The following is a 20492-nucleotide window of genomic DNA, read 5'->3' as shown; positions in this document are numbered from 1 at the left end:
CCTGGCTGGTGAGCCTGGGTTATCTGGATTATCCTTGATTAAAGGTATTCGATCTCATCATCAGGAGGTTCCATGAGCCGTGCTACGGATCAGCGTCCGGCGGTTAGCGCCCTGGCCGGGTCCCCCAAAGCCCTGCGCAAGCGCCTGAGCCACCAGCAAGCCGAGCAGGTGGTAGCCGTGGCCCTGGCCGATGCCAGCCCGGGGGAGGCCGATGCCATTGCCGCCACCTTCGCCAGCGTTGCCGAATTGGTCAAAAGCCTGATGGGCCGGCAACAGCAGCACACCCTCGAATCCATCGTCGAAGCCCTGGTGCCCAAGGCGCCGCCAACGCCCAATGCGCTCAAAGAGGCGGCGATGCTGGCCCAGGCGCGCACCGCAGTGCTGGAGAGCGGCGATTGGCTGACCGCCGCGCAGATCGCCGGGCTGGCCGGCTTCAGCCTGAGCAACCCCAGCGCCCAGCCGAACAAGTGGAAGCGCGAAGGGGCGATCTTCGCCCTGCGCCACCATGGCGTGGATTATTTCCCGGCCTATGGCCTGGACGCCGCTTACCGGCCGCTCAAGGCCATGGCCCCGGTGCTTGCACGTTTTGCCCAGGCCAAGGACAGCTGGGGCCTGGCGTATTGGTTCATGTCGGCCAACAGCTTTCTCGGTGGCAAGCGCCCGCTCGATGTCATCAGCCGTGCCCCGGAGCAGGTGCTGGCCGCCGCCGATGACGAGCTGCAGGGCGTCGCCCATGGGTGATACACCGGCACCTGCCGGTGTATTGCAACTGTCGACCCTGACCTGGGCCCAGGGTACGCCGATCCATCGGCTGCACCTGGAGAGTTACGGCCCCGGCCAGTTCAACCCCGGGCTCAAGGGCAATGCCCGTTTCAGCCCGATCCGGGACGCCCGTGGCCAGCCGATCCCGACCTTGTACGGCGGCACCAGCTTCGACTGTGCGGCAATGGAAACGGTGTTCCACGACGTGCCCTTTGCCGCCGGGCTCAAGACCTTTGACAAGGGCAAGTTGCAGGGGCAGCTGCATTCGGTGCTGCGCAGCGCGCAGGACCTGCTGCTGGTGGACCTGGGCAGCAAGGCCCTGCGCAAGCTCGGGGTGCCGCGCAACCAGTTGATCGATACCGAGAAGGACCAGTACCCGCAGACCCGCTTGTGGGCCGAGGCGATTCACCGGCAGAGCCCTGAGGTGCAGGGCCTGTGCTGGACCTCACGGCAGGATGACAGTGCGCGGGCGATGATGCTGTTTGGCGATCGGCTGGCGGGCAAAATGCTCAAGCCCCAGGGCCAATCGCGCAGCGTGCTGCAGGACAGCGGGGCTTACGCCGAGCTGTTGCACCTGGCCGAGCAGATCGGTGTGCTGCTGGTCGCCGGGCGCATGGGTTGATTACTCGGCTTTGCCGCGCACGATGCGCCCGCCCTTGATCTCGTCGGCGTAGGCCTTGAGCTTGTCGGAGTCTTTGTACAGGCGGTTCATCAGGTGCAGCACGGCAACCACGTCAACGCCGTCGATGCGCTCGGCCAGTTTGCTGATTTCACCGGCGGTGCGTTCCAGGTTGCTGGCGACGGTTTTAAGGTCGCGCTTGAGTTCGGCGGAGGATTTCTTGATGCCCATGGGGAGTCTCTTGGTGGGGTAGTGCTTGTGAGAGGGCTGCTGTGCAGCCCATCGCTGGCAAGCCAGCTCCCACAGGGGCCGGTGTATGCACTCTGTGGGAGCTGGCTTGCCAGCGATGCTGTCAGCCGGGAAACAAGAACGGGCTGACACCACTGCGCCCATACCCCTCACGCTCCACTTCGGCGTCCAGCGCCAGGGAGGCCAGGTCATCGGCCAGCACTTCCTGGTCGCGGTCCTTTTCCGGGTACAACACTTTCAGGTAGCTGTGACAGTCGTTGCAGCTCTCGGCCTTGATCGGCGCATCCTGCCGTTCCAGCGACCAATAGTCCAGGGCGCCGGTGGCTTCGCAGTTGCTGCATTTTACCCGAACCATGTGCCAGCGGCTTTCGCACAGGCTGCAATGCAGGTAGCGCAGCCCGGCCTGGGCGCCGGTCATGATCACGCTGGCCACCGGCGCGCTGGCGCATACCGGGCAATGCTGGCGCTGCTCGCCCAGGGAGGCCTTGGCCGAGGCCGGCAGGGCATTGGCCAACTGGGTGAAGTACAGCGACAGTGCGCTCCAGAGGAACAGCGCCTGGCCGCTGTCGACCTGGTCGTAGTCACCGGCGAGCAAGGCGCTGGCGAGGTCTTCCAGTTGCGCTGCCGAGTAGCCGCGCAAGCGCTCCAGGGTACCGCGAACCGTCGGGTTGGCATCGCTGTAGAGCGCATCGATCAAAGCACTGAGCAACTGCTGCCAGTAGGCGTCGCGTGGGTACTCGCGGCTCGCCAGCGGCGCCCGGCCATTGGCCAGGCGCGCAGCCAGCCCGGATGCCAGCGCTTCAGGCAACGGCAGCGTTTCAAGCAGCTGTTGCTGAGCCTCGGCGATGCCGGCACAAAAGCCCAGGTAATCGCCCATGGCATGGCCGTCGGCCAACTGGCGCAGGCGCGCCGCGCGTTGGCGGTAGCGGTCCTTGAGCGACGGCAGCAGCACCGCGACGATCTCGTTGACGCCACCGCTGGGCGTCTGCACCGGGGTCATCTGGATGCTGTTCATTTCTCGCTCCCAGCCTTGCTCTGCTTGCCGCTCAGTTGACGGTACCAGCGGTCATGGTGGGTCTTGGCCCAACTGCGGCTGACGTAGCCGGTGACCATGCCACGGATCGAGCCCTTGACCCAGAATGCAAGATAAGCGTGACCGATGATCAGCAGAATCAGGCTGATGCCGGCCAGCGCATGCACCAGCAGGCCGATGCGGATGGTCGGGATGCTGAACAGCGGGGCGAAGTACGGCCGCCAGATCACCACGCCGCTGAGCAGCAGCAGGCTGATCAGGCCCATGATTCCCCAGAACAGGATCTTCTGCCCGGCGTTGTACTTGCCGATGTTCAGCACCGGCTCATGCTTGCCGGCCAGTACCTGCTTGAGGTTCTTGAACCACTGCAGGTCTTCGCGCTCCGGCAGGTTGTAGCGCACGAAGCGCACGAACAGGAACATCAGCAGCAAGAACACCAGCACACCGAAAAACGGGTGAAGGATGCGCGCCAGCTGCGGGGTGCCGAATACCGCATTGAGGCCGTTGAGCGACGGGAAGAACCACGACAGCCCCGACAGCGCCACGGCGAAGAAGCAGATCACCATGAACCAGTGGCTGGCACGCTCGATGAAGCGCGTGCGCAGGATCAGTTTGTCCTTGTTCATGCGTGGGTATCCTCTTCGATCTTCTGGTCCTGTTCGTCGACTTCATTGGGGCCGACGCCGATGTAGTGGAACAGGGTGCCGGCCAGGGTGGCGAAGAACGCCGCCGCGGCCACCGGTTTCATCCAGCCTTTCCAGCCCTGGATGGCATTGCTGATGCGCGGGTCGGTGGGCAGCTTGTGGTACAGCTGCGGTTTGTCGGCATGCTGCAGCACGTACACCACGTGGGTGCCGCCGACGCCCTGCGGGTCATAGATGCCGGCACCGGCAAAGCCGCGGCCCTGCAGCTCGGTGACCCGCTCGCTGGCCTGGTGCAGCATGTCCTGTTTGCTGCCGAAGTTGATCGCGCCGGTCGGGCAGGTCTTGACGCAGGCAGGCTCCTGGCCGACCGAGACGCGGTCGACACACAGCGTGCACTTGTAGGCCTTGTTGTCTTTCTGGCTGATGCGCGGCACATCGAACGGGCAGCCGGCGATGCAGTAGCCGCAGCCGATGCAGTGCTCGGACTGGAAATCAACGATGCCGTTGGCGTACTGGATGATCGCCCCCGGTTGCGGGCAGGCTTTCAGGCAGCCGGGGTCGGCGCAGTGCATGCAGCCGTCCTTGCGGATCAGCCACTCGAGCTTGCCGCTTTCGTCTTCGACTTCATCGAAGCGCATCAGCGTCCAGGTTTCGGCGGACAGGTCGGCCGGGTTGTCGTATACGCCAACGTTGTGGCCGACCTCATCACGCAGGTCGTTCCATTCGTTGCACGCCACTTGGCAAGCCTTGCAGCCGATGCAGATGCTCACGTCGATCAGCTTGGCCACTTCGGCCTGGTGATCGCGGGTGTGCGGCGCCGGGGTCAGCACATTGGTGGCCGAGCGGCGGACGATGTCTTGGGATTGCATGGACATGGTATTCGCCCTCAGACCTTTTCAATGTTCACGAGAAACGCCTTGTACTCCGGCGTATGGGTGTTCGACTCGCCGATGCCCGGGGTCAGGGTGTTGGCCAGAAAGCCCTTGCGCGTGCTGCCTTCGTAACCCCAGTGGCAGGGAATGCCGATGGTGTCGACATCCTGGCCGTCGACCGCCAGGCGGCGGATGCGCTTGGTCACCACCGCCTTGGCCTTGATGTAGCCACGCTTGGTGCTGACCTTGACCAGGTCACCCTGGACGATGCCTTTGTCGGCGGCCAGCTTCTCGCCGATCTCGATGAACTGCTCGGGCTGGACGATGGCGTTCAGCCGCGCGTGCTTGGTCCAGTGGCGGAACAACTCGGTGATCGAGTAGGTGGTCGCCACGTAGGGAAACTCTTCGCGCTTGCCCATGCGCTGGCGATCGCTTTCATACAGCCGCGCGGTCGGGCTGTAGGTCACGTTCGGGTGCAGCGGGTTGCTCGCCAGCGGGCTTTCGGTCGGTTCGTAGTGCTCGGGGAACGGCCCGTCGTTCATGGCGCCGACTGAGAACAGCCGGCCCAGGCCTTCAGGCAGCATGATGAACGGGTTGACCTTGCCCCCAGGGGCGGCGGTGACGGCAAAGTCGGGCACGTCGACACCGCTCCAGCGCACGCCGTCCCAGCCGATCAGCTTGCGTTTCGGGTCCCACGGCTTGCCCTGCGGGTCGGCCGAGGCGCGGTTGTAAAGAATGCGCCGGTTCTGCGGCCAGGCCCAGGCCCAGCCCGGGGTGCAACCCAGGCCGCTGTCGGCGTTGTCGCGACGGGCCATCTGGTTGCCTTGTTCGGTCCAGGAGCCGGCGAAGATCCAGTTGAAGCACTGGGTGCTGCCGTCGTCGCGCAGTTGCGAGAAGTCGCTGAGCAACTGGCCCTTGCGCAGGATCAGGTTGCCTTGCTCGTCGTGCAGATCGGCGAGGGCGCGGCCGTTGGATTCCTTGGCCACTTCTTCGGGCTTGGGGTCCAGCGGGTCGGCGTAGTTCCAGGCCATGTTGAGGATCGGTGCCGGGTTGGCGCCGCCTTCCTTTTCGTACAGCTCGCGGATCTTCAGGAACAGGTGGCCGAGGATCTTGCCGTCGTGCCAGGCCTCCCCGGGTGGCGCAGCGCCCGCCCAGTGCCATTGCAGCCAGCGTCCGGAGTTGACGATCGAGCCGTCTTCCTCGGCGAAGCACGAGGAGGGCAAGCGGAACACTTCGGTCTGGATCGCGGCGCTATCGACGTCATGCTGCTCGCCGTGGTTCTGCCAGAAGCTCGAGGTCTCGGTGGCCAGCGGGTCGATGATCACCAGGAACTTGAGCTTGGCCAGCGCCGCCTGGGCCTTGTTCTTGTCGGGGAACGCCGCCACCGGGTTGAAGCCCTGGGCGATGTAGCCGTTGACCTTGCCCTCGTACATGCGGTTGCTGAAGTTGAGCACGTCGTAGCTGTCGTCCCACTTGGGCAGCCAGTCGTAGCCCCAGTCGTTGTCCTTGGTGGCCTTGTCGCCCCAGAGGCTTTTCATCAGGCTGACGAAGAACTTCGGCGTGTGTTTGTAGTAGTTGACCTGCTCCTCCAGCAGCGCCGTCGGCGTCGTCTGCTTGAGGTAGGTGGCAAGCGTAGTCTGCTCGTCGGACGGCAGGTTCATGTAGCCGGGCAGGCGCAGCGACAGCAGGCCCAGGTCGGTGTAGCCCTGGATGTTGGAGTGGCCGCGCAGGGCGTTGACCCCGCCACCGGCCATGCCGATGTTGCCCAGCAGCAGCTGGATCATGCCCGAGCCACGGATCATCTGCGCGCCGTTGGTGTGGTGGGTCCAGCCCAGGGCGTAGAGGAAGGTCGCGGTCTTGTCCGGGGCAGAGGTTTCGCCAAGGATCGCGCAGATATTGAGGAAGTCGTCCTTGGGCGTGCCGCAGACGTTGGTGACCATCTCCGGGGTGTAGCGGCTGACGTGGGCCTTGAGCAGGTTCCACACGCAGCGTGGGTGCTGCAGGGTCAGGTCGCGCTTGGCGTAGCCTTTTTCGTCGAGCTCGTAGGTCCAGGAACTGCGGTCGTAGCTGCGTTTTTTCGTGTCATAGCCACTGAACAGGCCGTCGTCGAAGTGGTAGTCCGCGCGCACGATCAGGCTGGCGTTGGTGTAGTGGCGCACGTACTCGTGCTGGATCTTGTCGTGGCTGATCAGGTAGTTGACCACGCCCATCAGGAAGGTCACGTCGGAGCCTGCGCGGATCGGCGAGTAGATGTCGGCCACCGCGGCGCTGCGGTTGAAGCGCGGGTCGACGACAATGACCTTGGCGCCGTTGCGGATCTTCGCCTCGATCACCCACTTGAAGCCCACCGGGTGCGCCTCGGCCGGGTTGCCGCCCATGATCAGCACGACGTTGGCGTTCTTGATGTCGACCCAGTTGTTGGTCATGGCGCCACGGCCGAAGGTCGGCGCCAGGGCCGAAACGGTCGGCGCGTGGCAGACCCGGGCCTGGCTGTCGGTGCCGAGGATGCCCAGGGCGCGGGTGAAGCGCTGGTCCAGCGAGCCGGTTTCGCTGCTGGCCGCCGACGAGCAGAGCATGCCGGTGCTGAGCCAGCGGTTGACCGTGGTGCCCTTGGCGTTCTTCTCGATGAAGTTGGCGTCGCGGTCGTCCTTCATCAGCCGGGCGATGCGCTCGATGGCGTGATCCCAGCTGATGCGCTGCCATTTGTCCGAGCCCGGCGCGCGGTATTCGGGGTAGAGCAGGCGCTGTTCGCTGTGCACGTAGTCGACCAGGCCGGCGCCCTTGGGGCACAGCGAGCCACGGCTGACCGGGTGATCAGGGTCGCCTTCGATATGGAAGATGCGCGCCTTGGCGTTCTTGGCACCGTCGCCAAGGCTGTACATGAGAATCCCGCAACCGACCGAGCAATAGGTGCAGTTGTTGCGGGTTTCCTTGGCGCGCAGCAGCTTGTACTGGCGCGACTGGGTCGCCTGGGCCACGCCCGGGGCAAAGCCCAGGCTCGCACAGGTGGCGGTGGCGACGCCGGCGGTACAGAGCTTGAAAAACTGTCGTCTGCCAAGTCCCATGGGTATCTCCTCATTCTTATCGGCTGCACAAAGCTGCGGGCATAGGCATGCCCGGCAACAAGGCGTCGCAAGCGCGGTTGGCTGGGGTAAAAAGCACGGTGTGTCGCAAGTCCCTGTCTGTTGCAGGGTTTTGAGCGGACGTATGCGCGCTAGTGTATTCCCGTACGGAATGTGGGACTAATCGACCTTGTTGATAGGTCTATCGACGGGATCTATCAAGGCTTGGAGCATGATCAACTGTTCGCCAGGCAACAGCAGTTGCACAGATACCCGAAATTCGAACAATTGTTTAAACCGCAGGAGCCGCTCAAGCGCAGGGATTACAAGGGTTTTACCGGTTGGCACGGTCGCTGCAACAGCTCCCTTCGAGATTGACTATACCAATAGAAACTCGCCTATTTTTTAATCAGGTGGGGAGCAATACCTTGAATTTCGTGCCTCGGGCAACATCCGTTTTATTTAATTCTTCGACCAAAGTAGTAGGCAAGGACTGGACATTGGCCAGCGTCGGCGCCGCACTGTTGAGCCTGGCGCCGCTGGCCCAGGCCGAAGACGCCACACAGACCGAAAAACGCCTGGAGACGGTCACCGTCCAGGCGGCCAAAGCCACCCCGGTGCAAGCGGCGCAGGCGCAACTGGACGAGATCCCCGGCGGTACCGGGCTGGTTCAGCAGGCCGAGGTGGAGAAGGGCCGTTCGGCCACCCTGGAAGACACCCTGGCCTATCAACCGGGGGTGTATGCCCAGGCCGCCGGTGGCAACGATGCGATCAAGATTTCCATCCGTGGTTCGGGCGCCAACACCTCGCCGGGCTATTTTCGCGAAGGCACCAAGTTCCTCTTCGACGGCCTGGCCCTGACCGGCGCCGGCGGCACGCCTTATGAGTTGCTCGACACCCAGGGCTTGAGCTACACCGAAGTGCTGCGCGGCGCCAACGCTTTCGAGTACGGCGCCTTGTCGCTGGGCGGGGCGATCAACTTCGTCACCCACTCTGGCCTCACTGCGCCAGGCAACCGCATCAAGGTCGAAGGCGGCAGTTTCGGCTGGCAGAAGCAGACCCTCAGCACCGGTGGCGTGGCCGGCAACGCCGACTACTTCATCAGCGTCGACAATTCCAAGCGCGACGGTTACCAGGACTTCACCTTCACCAAGGCCAAGGGCGTGGTGACCAACTTCGGCTACCGCTTCAACCCCAAGCTGGAAACCCGCCTGTACATCCGCTACCGCGAGGAGTACCACGAGAACGCCGGGGCCCTGACCCTGGCGCAGCTGAAAAAGAATTCCTCGCAGACCAACCCCAGCACCCGCGCCACCCGTGGCGACTCGACCAAGGAAGGCTCGACCTGGGTCGGCAGCAAAACCACCTACACCTTCGACGACGACTCGACCCTGGTGGCCGGGCTGGTCTATCACAACTACCCGCAGATCCTCAGCAAGAAGAGCACGGTCAACCCCAACTACTGGGACTGGCGCGACATCAACTACTCGCTCAAGTACACCCGCAGCGACCAGCTGTTCGGCCTGCCGAGCACCACCAGCGTCGGCTGGAGCAGCACCCAGCACATCCGCTCCGGGGTGCGCACCTACAGCGGTGACAAGGACCTGGGCAGGTTGCAGAAGCAGGTCGAGTACGACGGCTCGTTCGATCATGTGTTGTCGCTGGGCAACGACCTCGGCCTGACCGACAACCTGTACCTGTCCACGGGCCTCTCGGCCATCGAGGTCAAGCGCAATGTCGATGTCAACTTCAGCGACCGGCCCAACACCAGCGGCATCCCCAGCCACTACCGTTATGACGAGTGGAAACTGGCGCCACGGGTCGGCCTGCGTTATTACCTGACCCCGGACGTGCAGGTGTTCGGCAACGTCAGCCGCTCCATCGACCCGCCCAGCTCCTGGTCCAGTTCCGGCTCGGGGGTGACCACCAACTTCGCCAAGACCCTGGTGCCACAAAGCGCCAACACCGTTGAGCTGGGTATTCGCGGGCGCTCGGAGATCTTCGACGCCAGCCTGACCCTGTACAAATCCTGGATCAAGGACGAACTGCTCAACGTCGAAATCCTCCCGGCCACCAACACTGCGGCCGCCGTGGTCTCGACCTCCAACGCCAGCCCGACCATCCACCAGGGCATCGAGGCGGGGCTGACCACCAAGCTCTGGCAGCGCGATAACGGCGATGTGCTGAGCTGGCGCCAGGCCTACACCCTCAACGACTTCCACTACCGCAACGACCCGCTGTTCGCCAAGAACGAGCTGCCGGGCCTGCCCAAGCACATCTACCAGGGCGAGCTGTTCTACCAGTACGCCAATGGCTTTTACGCCGGGGTCAATGTGCGCTCGGCATCGAGCACGGCGGTGGACTACGCCAACAGCTTCTACGCCCCGTCCTACACCCTGTGGGGCGCACGCCTGGGCTACGACGCGCCGAACAAGACCTGGCAGGTGTACCTGGACCTGAAGAACCTCACCGACAAGGACTACGTCACCGCCCTGGTGCCCAGCTACGACGCCAAGGGCCAGGACACCGCTTCGCTGTATCCGGGTGATGGCTTCGGCGCCTACACCGGGATTGCCTACAACTTCTGAGCCAGGGGCGGGTGCCGTTCTTGCGGCACCTGCAGGAGAACCGCATGAGAGTAATCGCAAGGCTGGGTGGCCCCGCCGTGCTCGGCGCGCTGCTGGCCCTGGGCGCCTGCAAGCCGGTGGAGCCGGCGCCGGGGCAGGGCAGCGGCGGCATCGACGGCACGCTGCACAACGGCACCCTGAGCTATGCCGCGCAAGACTATTACGAGGCCGCCCCGGGCAAGCCCGGTGGCACCCTGCGGGTGTCGACGGCATCCGACACCACGACCCTCGACGTGCATTCGATTTCCCACGGCAATGTGCAGTGGCTGGGGCGCATCCTGTTTGATTGCCTGCTGTACCAGGACGAGCAGGGCAATATCTCGCCGTGGCTGGCCAAGTCCTGGGAGATCTCCGACGACGGCAAGACCTACACCTTTCATCTGCGCGATGACGTGACCTTCAGCGATGGCGAAAAATTCAACGCCCGCGCCCTGCAGGTCAACCTTGAACACATGCGCGACCCGGCGACCAAGTCGCCGCTGGCTGCCGCCTATATCGCCCCCTACGTGGATGGGCGCATCGTCGATGAGTACACCTTCGAAGCGCACCTGCGCGAGCCTTATTCGCCGTTTCTCGATGTGCTGGCGCAATCCTGGCTGAGCATGATCTCGCCACGGCAGATCCTCGAAGCGCCGAAGACCATCGCCGAACACCCGATCGGCTCCGGGCCCTTCGTGCTGGAAAGCTACACCCGCGACCAGGGCGCCAACTTCGTCAAGCGCAAGGGCTACAACTGGGCTCCCGCAGTGACCCGGCACCAGGGCGAGGCCTACCTCGACCGCCTGGAACTGAGCATCGTCCCCGAACCGATGATCCGCTTCAGTACCCTGGAAGCCGGCCAGTCGGACTTTACCGTCGATGCCCCGACCCAGAACGCCCGGGCCATTCGCGCCAACCCGGATTTGCAGATGCGCAGCCGTATCCGCAAGGCCAACCCGTTTCGCAGCCTGACCTTCAACGTCGAGCGCTTCCCCTTCGATGACGTCCAGGTGCGCCGCGCCGTGGCCAAGGCCATCGACCGCGACGGCCTGGCCTGGATCACCGGTTTTGGCGAGTACCTGGCCAAGGGTGATTTTCTCGCCGCCAACACCCGCTACTACGACCCGGCATTCAAGGACGTGCTGGCCTATGACGTGGCTGAAGCCAACCGCATTCTCGACCAGGCCGGCTGGAGCGAGCGCGACGGCCAGGGCTACCGGGTCAAGCACGGCCAGCGCCTGGCCGCGCATTTGCTGACCTACGAAACCGCCGCCTACCCCAGCAGCATCGCCGTGGCCATCCAGGCCGACCTGAAAAAGATCGGCCTGCAGATCGACATCGACCTGCTGCCCCTGGCCCAGGTCACCCAGCGCCGGTACGCCAGCGACTTCCAGCTGATCGGCGGCGGCTACTGGCACACCAACACCCCCGATGGCCTGTACATCCTCTACCACAGCCAGGCGATCAGCACTGCCAAGCTGATCGGCCAGAACGCCGGGCGTTTTCGCGATGCCGAGCTCGACCGGGTGCTCAGCGCCGCACGCCAGACCACCGACCCGGTCGAGCTGAGCGACCTCTACCGCATCGCCCAGCAGCGCCTGGCGCAGACCATCCCGGCGGTGCCGGTGTTCGAAAGCCATGTGCTGCTGGCCTACCGCAAGCAGGTCAAGGGCCTGATTTTCGACACCTCGCACAACACCCCGTTGTTCACCAGCGTGTGGCTCGACCCGGAGGGCAAATGACTACTTTGCAGCGATTGGCCTGGCGCCTGCTGGCCGGCATCGGCGTGCTCTGGGGCGCGGCGACCCTGACTTTTTTGGCCATCAACCTCAGTGCCGGCGACCCGGCCCTGGCAATTCTCGGCGGCCCCGACGCCATGCCCAGCGCCGAGCTGATCGCCCAGGTGCGCGCCGAGTACGGCCTCGATCAACCGTTGTGGGTGCAGTACGGCCAGTACCTGGCGCGCCTGGCCCAGGGCGACCTCGGTGAGTCGTACCGCCTGCGCATTCCGGTGCTGCAGGTGATCGGCAGCCAGTTGGGCGCCACGCTGCAGCTGTCGCTGGCCGCAGCCTTGCTGTCGATCCTCCTCGCGGTGAGCTGCGCGGTGCTCACCGCCAACCGCCCGCGCTGGGTGCGCGCGCTGGTGTCCGGCAGCGAACTGGTGCTGTCGTCGGCGCCATCGTTCGTGATCGGCATCGTGCTGTTGCTGCTGTTCTCGTTCGGCTGGCACCTGCTGCCACCGTCCGGCTCCAACAGCTGGCAGGCGCTGATCTTGCCGAGCCTGGCCCTGGCCCTGCCGGTTGCCGCGGTGCTGACCCAGGTACTGCGCCAGGAACTCGAGGACATCCTCGAACAGCCCTTTATCGCCATGGCCCGGGCGCGCGGCATGTCCGAGACGGGCGTGCGCCTCAAGCACGCCTTGCGCCATGCCCTGGTGCCGCTGGTGACGCTCTCCGGTTTTGTCTTTGCCAGCCTGCTGGGCGGTGCGGTGATCATCGAAATGCTGTTCGCCCGCCAGGGCATCGGCCGGCTGATGCTCGATGCCGCCATCACCAAGGACATGCCGTTGCTGTTGGGGATCACCCTGCTGGCGGCGGCGATTTATGGGGTCGTCAACGTTCTCGTCGACCTGATCAACCACTGGGTCGACCCGCGCAGCAAAAGCGTATGAACCCGCATTTCAAGGACCAGCCATGAGTGCCCATGAGTTGCCAACACCCCTGGCCGCGAACCCCGCAAGCCAGGACTATGCCCACCTGCAGGCGCGTTTTGCCGCGGTTTTTGCCCGCATCGCCGAAGGCGCGGTAGACCGCGAGCAGCAGCGCACACTGGCCCATGAGCCGGTGGCCTGGCTGCGCGAGGCGGGCTTCGGCGCCCTGCGCGTGCCCCAGGCGTTGAACGGCGCGCAGGTCAGCCTGCCGGTGCTGTTTCGTCTGTTGATCGAGCTCGCCGAGGCCGATTCCAACCTGCCGCAGATCTTCCGCGCCCACTTCGGTTTTGTCGAAGGCCGGTTGGCCAGCGCTGACGTCGCTTCGCAACGCCACTGGCTGACCAAGGTGGCGGCGGGGCAGTTGTGGGGCGCGGCCATGGCCGAACGTACCGACACCACCGGCAATTCGGTGCGGCTCACGGCTGCCGACCCGCAGGCGCCGCACGCTGGCTGGTTGCTAGAAGGCGAGAAGTACTACTGCACCGGCGCCATCTATGCCGACTGGGTGGCGGCGGTGGCCATGCTCGACGAGGATTTTGTCAGCGTAGTGGTTTCGACCACGGCGCCGGGGGTCAGCCTTGAGGATGACTGGGACGGTTTCGGCCAGCGCCTGAGCGGCAGCGGCACCACCCGCTTTGCCGCGGTCGCGGTGCCGCCGACGCAGGTGTTGCGCCGCTTCAAGCCCGGCGAGCTGCGCGCTGAGTCCTACTTGTCAGCCTTTTACCAGCTGTACCACCTGGCGACCCTGGCCGGTATTGCCCGTGCGGTGCAGCGGGATGCCGTCGACTTCGTCCAGGGCCGCACCCGCGCCTTTGGCGTGCCTGGCCAGTCCAGCCCCAAGGACGACCCGCTGGTGCAGCGGGTGATCGGCCGCCTGTCGAGCCTGGCCTATGCCGCCCAAGCCCTGGTGCTGGATGTCGCCCAGGTGCTGCAGACGGTGCACGAAGCCGAGCTCGACGGCACGGTCGGCGAAGACCACTACGTCGAGGCCGATATCCGCACCTACCAGGCCCAGCAGGTGGTGCTGGAGCAGGTGCTCGAAGCCACCACCTTGCTGTTTGAAGTCGGCGGCGCCTCGGCCACCAGCCAGGCCCGGCGCCTCGACCGGCATTGGCGCAACGCCCGCACCCTGGCCTCGCACAACCCGGCGATCTACCGCGAGCGGGCGCTGGGCAACTACTACCTCAATGGCGTCAGCCCAGGTGCCGCCTGGCGCCAGTTGCACGAACAGGACAACGCCGCCCGCGACGAAGCCAGCGCGGTTTGACCCCCACTCAAGGAATTGCCATGAGCCAGCCCGCACAACACATGAGCATCGGCATGAACATCCTCGGTTTCGGCGCCCACGCCGGCGCCTGGCGCCAGGCCGAGGTGCCGGCCAATGCCTACCTCGACCACCAGTACTACAGCAACATCGCGCGCATCGCCGAACGCGGTAAGCTCGATGCGATTTTCCTCGCCGACGGCCCGGCGCTGCTGGGCGATATTGCCGAGCACCCGGCCGGGCGCCTGGAGCCGACTGTGCTGCTCACCGCCGTGGCCCTGGCCACCCGCCACATCGGCGTGATCGCCACCGCCTCGAGCACTTACAACGACCCCTATAACCTGGCCCGGCGTTTCAGCTCGCTGGACCATATCAGCGGCGGCCGCGCGGCCTGGAACGTGGTCACCAATGCCGGCGACGCGGCGGCGCAGAACTTCGGCCTGGCCGGCGCGCCGCGCCATGTTGACCGTTACGCCCGTGCCGATGAGTTTATCGACGTCACCCTCAAGTTGTGGGACAGCTGGGAAGATGACGCAGTGATCGGCGACGCCCGCCGTGGGCGCTTTGCCGACCCGGCCAAGGTGCATGCGATCGACTTTGTCGGCGAGCACTTTTCGGTCAAGGGCCCGCTGAACCTGCCGCGCTCGCCCCAGGGCCGGCCGGTGCTGGTCCAGGCCGGGTCCTCCGAAGGTGGCAAGGCCCTCGGCTCGCGCTATGCCGATGCGATCTTCACCACCCAGACCACCCTGGTCGACGGCCAGGCCTTCTACCAGGAAATGAAGCAGCGCGCCCGCCAGTGGGGGCGCAACCCCGAGCACCTGAAAATCATGCCGGGGTTGTCGACGGTGATTGGCAGCAGCGAGGCCGAGGCCCAGGCGCGCTTCGACGAACTCAATGCCTGGTACGGCGAAGAGGGGCTGATCAATCAGGTGGCGGCGCGGGTGGGTCTTGCGGTCAACGAGCTGGAACTGGATGCGCCCTTGCCCTGGGAGCGGATCGGCCCGGTGGCGGAATTCGAGCGCGGCTCCCACGGTTTTCTCGAAGCCCAGTTGAACCTGGCGCGGCGCGAGCACCTGACCCTCCGTGAGCTGTCGCGGCGCATCCTGGTCGGCCACCGGCTGATCGTCGGCACCCCGGAACAGGTCGCCGACACCCTCGAACACTGGTTTCGCGCCGGTGCCGCCGACGGCTTCAACATCATGCCGGACATGTTCCCCTCGGGTGTCGAGGTGTTCGTCGACGAAGTGGTGCCGCTGCTGCAAAAGCGCGGGGTGTTCCGCCACGAATACCAGGGCAGCACCCTGCGCGACCACCTCGGCCTGCCGTACCCGGCCGGCCAGTACCAGCGCGCCGCCGAAGCGGTGTGAGCCTGGCCACCGGCAGAGCCGCAATCCTGCCCTTTAACGTTCAGCCCAAGGAGGTGCCCGATGGCGCCGATCAATTCAACGGCGGCGGTGCTGCCGGCCAACGGCCTGATCCAGGCCCAGGCGCGCTTCGTCAGGCCTCGACAGTTGGCCCTGCGCCCGGGGCTGGTACTGGCCGCGCTGTTTGTCGCGCTGCTGGTGCTGGCGGCGCTGCAGCCAGGTTGGCTGGTGTCCGCCGACCCGCTCGAGGCCAGCGCCCGCCAGGCATTCCAGCCACCGAGCAGCCTGCACTGGCTGGGCACTGACGAGAACGGCCGCGACATCCTCGCGCGGCTGGTGCATGCCGTGCGCCCGTCGCTGGTGCTGGGCCTGAGCGCCACGGCCCTGGGGTTGTTGCTCGGCACCGTGCTGGGCTTGCTGGCCGGGCTCGGGCCCCGGCTGGTCGACGGCGTGGTGATGCGCCTGGTCGATGTGCTGCTGGCCTTTCCCGACCTGCTGCTGGCACTGGTGATCATCACCTTTTTTGGCCAGGGCGCGCTCAACACCATCATCGCCGTGGGTATCGCCAGCGTGCCGCGTTATGCGCGCCTGGTGCGTGCGCAAACCCTGGTGGTGCGCAATGCCGGCTATGTCGAGGCGGCCACCACCCTCGGCCTGCCTCGGCGTCAGGTGATCTGGCGGCATGTGCTGCCCAATGCGATCAAGCCGATCTTGATACTCGCCACCATCGGCATCGGCAGCACCATCGTCGCCGGGGCCGCCTTGAGTTTTCTCGGCTTTGGCGCGCCACCGCCAGAGCCGGAGTGGGGCGGCATGCTCGCCATCGGCCGCAACTACCTGGCCAACGCCTGGTGGCTGGTGGCCTGGCCGGCACTGGCCATCACCCTCACCGTAGTCTCGATCACCGCCATCGGCCGCGAACTGCTGCGCCGCAACGAAGGTAAACGCCTATGAATGCTGTTATCCAACACCCCGCGCCGCTGATTGAGGTTAGCGACCTGCAGGTGCGCTTCGGCCAGGGCGTGCCGGTGCTCAAGGGCATCAGCTTCAGCCTGCAGCAGGGCGAATGCCTGGCGCTGGTGGGCGAGTCCGGCTCGGGCAAGAGCGTCACTTCGCGCACCCTGGCCGGGCTCACCGGTGCCCATGCGCAGCTGCAGGCCAGCCGCCTGGCCTTCGCCGGGCAGGACCTGCGTCAGTTAGACGAGCGTGCCTGGCGCCGGGTGCGCGGTGCGCAAATCGGTTTTGTCATGCAGGACGCCCTGGGTTCGCTCGACCCCCTGCGCCCGGTCGGCAAGGAGATTGCCGAACCCTTGCAGTTGCACAGCGACCTGAACCGCGCACAGCGCCAGGCGCGCGTGCTTGAACTGCTGCGCGCGGTCGGCGTGCCGGAGCCTGAGCTGCGCGCCCGCCAATACCCCTGGCAGCTTTCCGGCGGCTTGCGTCAGCGTGCCTTGATCGCCTCGGCCATCGCCTGCAACCCGCGCCTGCTGATTGCCGATGAGCCGACCACGGCGCTGGACGCCACGGTCCAGGCCCAGGTCTTGAGCCTGCTCGAATCCCTGCGTGGCGACAGTACCGCGATGCTGATCGTCAGCCATGACCTGGCGGTGGTCTCGCGCTTGGCCAACCGGGTGGCGGTGATGCACAACGGCGTAATCGTCGAGCAGGGCAGTGTCGAGGCGGTGCTGCAAGACCCGCAGCACCCCTATACCCAGTACCTGCTCAAGGCTGGCGCCGCCGTGCATTTTCGCCGGCCGCAGGCGCCGGCGTTGGCGGCGGTCGCACCTGCGGTGGTGGAACGCAGCGCGCCGCTGTTGCAGGTGCAGCAGGTGAGCAAGGCCTTCAAGGGCCCGGACGGCACCTGGCGCACCGTGGTCGACCAGGTTTCGCTGCAACTGCACAAGGGCCGCACCTTGGGCATCGTCGGCGAGTCGGGCTCGGGCAAGACCACCCTCACCAGGATGATCCTCGGCCTGGAAACCCCCGACAGCGGCGAGATCCAGATCAAGGGCCGGCCCTGGTTGCGCCTCGATGACCAGGAGAAACGCCAGTTGCGCCGCAGCATCCAGGTGGTGTTCCAGGACCCGCTGAGCTCCTTCGACCCGCGCTACACCGTGCAGCGCGTGCTGTTCGAGGCGCTGCAAGTGGCCGGGCACCTGCGCGCGCAGTGGCGCCAGCAGGCCGTCGAGCTGCTGACCCTGGTGCGCCTCGACCCCAGCCTGCTGGAGCGCCGCCCGATCGAGCTGTCTGGCGGCCAACGGCAACGCATCGCCATCGCCCGCGCCCTGGCCGCGCAGCCGCAGATTTTGGTGTGCGACGAGCCGGTGTCGGCGTTGGATGTGTCGGTGCAGGCGCAGATTCTCGAGCTGCTCGACGATCTCAAGCAGCGCCTGGGCCTGGCCTGCCTGTTCATCTCCCACGACCTGGGGGTGATCAACCATGTCAGCGACCAGGTGCTGGTGATGAAAGACGGCGTGGCGGTGGAAAGCGGCGCCGTGCGCGATGTCTTCGACCGTCCGCAACACCCCTATACCCGTGCCTTGCTCGATGCCATCCCGCACCTGGAAAGCGGCCGTCGAGTCAGTTTCGAATTTCTCCGCCTGGCGATCTGATCGCCTGATCCGCACAAGGAAAGTCCATGCCTGGTTTATCCGCAGTACCCCGTGTTGAGCAGCGCAACCTCGACGACCTCAAGGGCAATACCGAAAACCTCCTGGCGCTGATTGCCGCCGGCGCCGCGCAACGTGAACGCGAGCGCCAGCTGCCCTATGAAGCGGTCCGCCAGATTGCCCAGGCCGGGCTCTACACCTGCCGTATTCCGCAGGCGTACGGCGGCCCGGGTGGCAGTGTCAGCGATGTGATCGGCCTGCTGCTGCGCATCGCTTCGGTGGACTCCAACGTTGCCCAGGCGTTGCGTCCGGGCTTCGGCTTTGTCGAGGGCTTGTTGTCTTCGACCGCCGACGGTGCCGAAGCCGAGCGCCAGCGCTGGTTCGCCCGCTACCTGCAAGGCGCGGTGCTGGGCAATGCCGGTTGGGAAGTGGGTGGCGCCAATGGCGCGATCAGCGCGCGCATCGTGCGCGAGGGTGAGCATTACCGCGCCAGCGGCAGCAAGTACTACAGCACCGGCGCCCTGTACGCCGACTGGGTCAGCGCCGTGGCCCTGGATGAAAACGATCAGCCGGTGTCGTTCGTGCTGCCGCGCGAGCGCCAGGGCCTGGAATTGCTCGACGATTTCGACGCCATGGGCCAGCGCCTGACGGCCAGCGGCACCACGCGCCTGAACGATGTGCTGGTGTACGCCGACGAGATTCGCACGCGCACCGTGGAGGAGGGCAAGCGCACCATCGTCACGCCGTTCTTGCAGTTGTTTCTGGCCACGGTGCAGGCTGGCATCGCCCGCAATGCCCTGGACGATGCCAGCCGCTTTGCCCGTGAGCACGCGCGGCCGATCAAGCACAGCAGCGCCACGCGCTCGGTGGATGACCCGTACGTGCAGCTCAGCGTTGGTGAAATCGCTGCCCGCGCCTTTACCGCCGAGGCCGTGGTGCTGCGCGCTGCGGCGTCGATCGACCGCGCCTGGGCCGCCGGCCTTGACCCGCAACAGGTCGACCAGGCCGCCATCGACGTTGCCCAGGCCCAGTACATTGCTGCCGAATCGGCGCTCAAGGCCGCCGAATTGCTGTTTGACGTCGGCGGCGCCTCGACCACCGGCCGCAGCCACAACCTCGACCGCCACTGGCGCAACGCGCGCACGGTCGCCAACCATAACCCTCGGCACTGGAAGGCCGCGGCGGTCGGCGCCTGGCAGCTGACCGGCACACCGCCACCGACCTCGGGGTTGTTCTGAATTGGGCAGCGTGCAGGCGCCTTTGCTGAGCCTCAGCACCTGGCAATCACGGCGAGTACCGATAATCATCGGCTGTGCGCTGCTGATGGAGCTGATCGACTCCACCGTGGTGATGACCGCCTTGCCGCAGATGGCCAGCGAATTCGGCGCGCCGAGCGTGCGCATGAACCTGGTGGTGTCGCTGTACCTGCTCGCCGCCGCCTTGGCCGTGCCGGTCAGCGGCTGGGCGGCGGACCGCTATGGGCCACGGCGGCTGTTCGTCCTGGCCATCGTTCTGTTCACCCTGTCGTCGCTGGCCTGCGCCCTGGCCGGTTCGTTGCTGCAGCTATGCCTGGCACGCCTGTGCCAGGGCGCGGCGGGGGCGATGATGGTGCCGGTGGGGTTGATGATCCTGCTGCGCTGGTCGCCGCGCGAGCAACTGCTGGGCAATATGTCCTACCTGACCATCCCACCGCTGGTGGGGCCGATGCTCGGGCCGCCCCTGGGCGGTTTGCTGGTGACCCTGCTGTCGTGGCAATGGATCTTTCTGGTCAACCTGCCCATCGGCGTGCTCGGGGTTTACCTGGTGCTGCGGCATATTCCCGATTACCCCGGCGACAGCCGGCAACGCCTGGACCTGCGTGGCTTGCTGCTGGCCAGTGTGGCCCTGGCGTCACTGGTGTTCGGCTTCGAAGCCTTGGGCCATGGCTTGCTGGCGCGGCATTGGGTGCTGCTGCTGTTGCTGCTCGGGCTGTTGGCGGCGCTGCTGTATGTGCGCCATGCGCGCCACTGCGCCCAGCCGCTGCTGGACTTTGCGCCGTTGCGCGTGCGCAGCTTTGCCTTGAGTTTCTGGGGCGGCAACCTGTTTCGCCTGGGCACGGCGGCGCAGCCGTTCTTGATGGTGCTGTTGTTCCAGCTGTGTTTTGACCTGAGCCCCTTGCATGCCGGCTTGCTGACCTTTACCGGTGGCGTCGGCGCCTTTGTGGTCAAGCTGCTGGCGGTGCGCATCGTGCGCCGCTTTGGCTTTCGCCGCACCTTGAGCGTCAATGCGTTGTTTACCGGCGTGAGCCTGGGCGCCTGCGCCAGTTTCAACCTCGACACGCCGTACTGGCTGGTGGTCTTGATCCTGTTCGCCAGCGGCCTGATCCGCTCCTTGCAGTTCAGCGCCATGGGCGGCTTGACCTATGCCGATGTCCCTGCCGAGCTGCACAGCCGGGCCAGCAGTTTGTCGGCGGCGACGGTGCAGTTGGCCATGAGCGTGTCGGTAGGCGTGGCGGCCTCGCTGCTGAGCGTGCTGATGAGCGTGAAGGGCGAGCAGCAGGTGGCGGTGGCGGATATTGCCCTGGTGATTGGCGTGTGTGCGCTGGCGTGCATGGCCTCGGCGCTGGTGTTTCGCAAACTGGCGCCGGATGCGGGAAGTGAGATCTACCGCTGACCTTTTTTCGCCTGGACTGCGACCGCTGCGCGCTCGATCGCCGGCA

General features: G+C 65.7%; 16 protein-coding genes. 11 read left to right on the top strand and 5 right to left on the bottom strand.

Features of this window, described 5'->3' with window-relative positions; translation table 11 throughout:
• The first annotated feature begins 72 nt into the window (after positions 1–72).
• On the top strand, positions 73–741 hold the full coding sequence (locus UW3_RS0110405; RefSeq protein ID WP_010222360.1) for a hypothetical protein: 669 nt from the start codon (positions 73–75) through the stop codon (positions 739–741).
• Positions 734–1384 carry an RES family NAD+ phosphorylase gene (locus UW3_RS0110400; protein WP_010222359.1) on the top strand — a complete coding sequence of 217 codons (651 nt, stop codon included), beginning with the start codon at positions 734–736 and terminating at the stop codon, positions 1382–1384. Before UW3_RS0110405 ends, UW3_RS0110400 begins: the two co-directional genes overlap by 8 nt.
• On the opposite strand, the gene UW3_RS0110395 is transcribed toward UW3_RS0110400, so the two are convergent.
• The 5 genes from UW3_RS0110395 to fdnG all read right to left on the bottom strand — a co-directional run bounded on the left by UW3_RS0110395 (position 1385) and on the right by fdnG (position 7244).
• Positions 1385–1612: a hypothetical protein gene (locus UW3_RS0110395; RefSeq protein WP_010222358.1), complete on the bottom strand. Its 228-nt coding sequence runs from the start codon at positions 1610–1612 to the stop codon at positions 1385–1387. It abuts the gene before it with no gap.
• A 121-nt stretch (positions 1613–1733) separates the two neighbouring features.
• Positions 1734–2645, bottom strand: coding sequence for a formate dehydrogenase accessory protein FdhE (fdhE, locus tag UW3_RS0110390; RefSeq protein WP_010222357.1), 912 nt, complete (start codon positions 2643–2645; stop codon positions 1734–1736).
• On the bottom strand, positions 2642–3289 hold the full coding sequence (locus tag UW3_RS0110385) for a formate dehydrogenase subunit gamma (RefSeq protein WP_010222356.1): 648 nt from the start codon (positions 3287–3289) through the stop codon (positions 2642–2644). The genes fdhE and UW3_RS0110385 overlap by 4 nt, the downstream gene beginning before the upstream one ends.
• A complete protein-coding gene (gene fdxH, locus UW3_RS0110380; RefSeq protein ID WP_269467564.1) occupies positions 3286–4176 on the bottom strand; it encodes a formate dehydrogenase subunit beta in 891 nt (296 codons plus the stop codon). Before fdxH ends, UW3_RS0110385 begins: the two co-directional genes overlap by 4 nt.
• A 17-nt stretch (positions 4177–4193) precedes the next feature.
• Positions 4194–7244 (bottom strand): formate dehydrogenase-N subunit alpha, encoded by a 3051-nt coding sequence (gene fdnG / locus UW3_RS0110375; protein WP_010222354.1) that lies wholly within the window; start codon positions 7242–7244, stop codon positions 4194–4196.
• Positions 7245–7741: 497 nt separating this feature from the next.
• On the opposite strand from fdnG, the gene UW3_RS26800 reads away from it, so the two are divergent.
• From UW3_RS26800 to UW3_RS0110330, 9 genes are read left to right on the top strand one after another with little or no spacing between them, the layout of a single operon-like run.
• Positions 7742–9829: a TonB-dependent receptor family protein gene (locus tag UW3_RS26800; protein ID WP_010222353.1), complete on the top strand. Its 2088-nt coding sequence runs from the start codon at positions 7742–7744 to the stop codon at positions 9827–9829.
• 44 nt (positions 9830–9873) lie between these two features.
• Positions 9874–11589 (top strand): ABC transporter substrate-binding protein, encoded by a 1716-nt coding sequence (locus UW3_RS0110365; protein WP_010222352.1) that lies wholly within the window; start codon positions 9874–9876, stop codon positions 11587–11589.
• Entirely contained in the window at positions 11586–12518 is a 933-nt protein-coding gene (locus tag UW3_RS0110360; RefSeq protein WP_010222351.1) for an ABC transporter permease, read from the top strand. Before UW3_RS0110365 ends, UW3_RS0110360 begins: the two co-directional genes overlap by 4 nt.
• Before the next feature lie 22 nt (positions 12519–12540).
• Positions 12541–13824, top strand: a complete 1284-nt coding sequence (locus tag UW3_RS0110355; protein WP_010222350.1) for an acyl-CoA dehydrogenase family protein — start codon at positions 12541–12543, stop codon at positions 13822–13824.
• A 20-nt stretch (positions 13825–13844) separates the two neighbouring features.
• Positions 13845–15188, top strand: a complete 1344-nt coding sequence (locus UW3_RS0110350; protein ID WP_010222349.1) for an LLM class flavin-dependent oxidoreductase — start codon at positions 13845–13847, stop codon at positions 15186–15188.
• A 60-nt stretch (positions 15189–15248) separates the two neighbouring features.
• Complete coding sequence (locus UW3_RS0110345; RefSeq protein ID WP_010222348.1) at positions 15249–16139, top strand: ABC transporter permease; 891 nt, start codon at positions 15249–15251, stop codon at positions 16137–16139.
• Positions 16136–17797: a dipeptide ABC transporter ATP-binding protein gene (locus UW3_RS0110340; protein ID WP_010222347.1), complete on the top strand. Its 1662-nt coding sequence runs from the start codon at positions 16136–16138 to the stop codon at positions 17795–17797. Before UW3_RS0110345 ends, UW3_RS0110340 begins: the two co-directional genes overlap by 4 nt.
• A gap of 26 nt (positions 17798–17823) precedes the next feature.
• Complete coding sequence (locus tag UW3_RS0110335) at positions 17824–19032, top strand: acyl-CoA dehydrogenase family protein (RefSeq protein WP_010222346.1); 1209 nt, start codon at positions 17824–17826, stop codon at positions 19030–19032.
• 1 nt (position 19033) lies between these two features.
• The gene (locus tag UW3_RS0110330) at positions 19034–20446 is read left to right on the top strand and encodes an MFS transporter (protein WP_010222345.1); all 1413 of its coding nucleotides are present in this window, start codon (positions 19034–19036) and stop codon (positions 20444–20446) included.
• Positions 20447–20492: the final 46 nt, after the last annotated feature.

It is taken from the genome of Pseudomonas donghuensis (genome assembly GCF_000259195.1).
Classification (GTDB): domain Bacteria; phylum Pseudomonadota; class Gammaproteobacteria; order Pseudomonadales; family Pseudomonadaceae; genus Aquipseudomonas; species Aquipseudomonas donghuensis.
Note: the sequence above shows the minus strand (reverse complement) of the source record. Positions and strands in the feature narration are given on the sequence as shown.

What these genes read in the sequence shown, in the direction of transcription:
- UW3_RS0110405 (WP_010222360.1), top strand. Translation starts at nt 73, where the DNA reads ATGAGCCGTGCTACGGATCAGCGTCCGGCGGTTAGCGCCCTGGCCGGG.
- UW3_RS0110400 (WP_010222359.1), top strand. Translation starts at nt 734, where the DNA reads ATGGGTGATACACCGGCACCTGCCGGTGTATTGCAACTGTCGACCCTG.
- UW3_RS0110395 (WP_010222358.1), bottom strand. Translation starts at nt 1,612, where the DNA reads ATGGGCATCAAGAAATCCTCCGCCGAACTCAAGCGCGACCTTAAAACC.
- fdhE (WP_010222357.1), bottom strand. Translation starts at nt 2,645, where the DNA reads ATGAACAGCATCCAGATGACCCCGGTGCAGACGCCCAGCGGTGGCGTC.
- UW3_RS0110385 (WP_010222356.1), bottom strand. Translation starts at nt 3,289, where the DNA reads ATGAACAAGGACAAACTGATCCTGCGCACGCGCTTCATCGAGCGTGCC.
- fdxH (WP_269467564.1), bottom strand. Translation starts at nt 4,176, where the DNA reads ATGCAATCCCAAGACATCGTCCGCCGCTCGGCCACCAATGTGCTGACC.
- fdnG (WP_010222354.1), bottom strand. Translation starts at nt 7,244, where the DNA reads ATGGGACTTGGCAGACGACAGTTTTTCAAGCTCTGTACCGCCGGCGTC.
- UW3_RS0110365 (WP_010222352.1), top strand. Translation starts at nt 9,874, where the DNA reads ATGAGAGTAATCGCAAGGCTGGGTGGCCCCGCCGTGCTCGGCGCGCTG.
- UW3_RS0110360 (WP_010222351.1), top strand. Translation starts at nt 11,586, where the DNA reads ATGACTACTTTGCAGCGATTGGCCTGGCGCCTGCTGGCCGGCATCGGC.
- UW3_RS0110355 (WP_010222350.1), top strand. Translation starts at nt 12,541, where the DNA reads ATGAGTGCCCATGAGTTGCCAACACCCCTGGCCGCGAACCCCGCAAGC.
- UW3_RS0110350 (WP_010222349.1), top strand. Translation starts at nt 13,845, where the DNA reads ATGAGCCAGCCCGCACAACACATGAGCATCGGCATGAACATCCTCGGT.
- UW3_RS0110345 (WP_010222348.1), top strand. Translation starts at nt 15,249, where the DNA reads ATGGCGCCGATCAATTCAACGGCGGCGGTGCTGCCGGCCAACGGCCTG.
- UW3_RS0110340 (WP_010222347.1), top strand. Translation starts at nt 16,136, where the DNA reads ATGAATGCTGTTATCCAACACCCCGCGCCGCTGATTGAGGTTAGCGAC.
- UW3_RS0110335 (WP_010222346.1), top strand. Translation starts at nt 17,824, where the DNA reads ATGCCTGGTTTATCCGCAGTACCCCGTGTTGAGCAGCGCAACCTCGAC.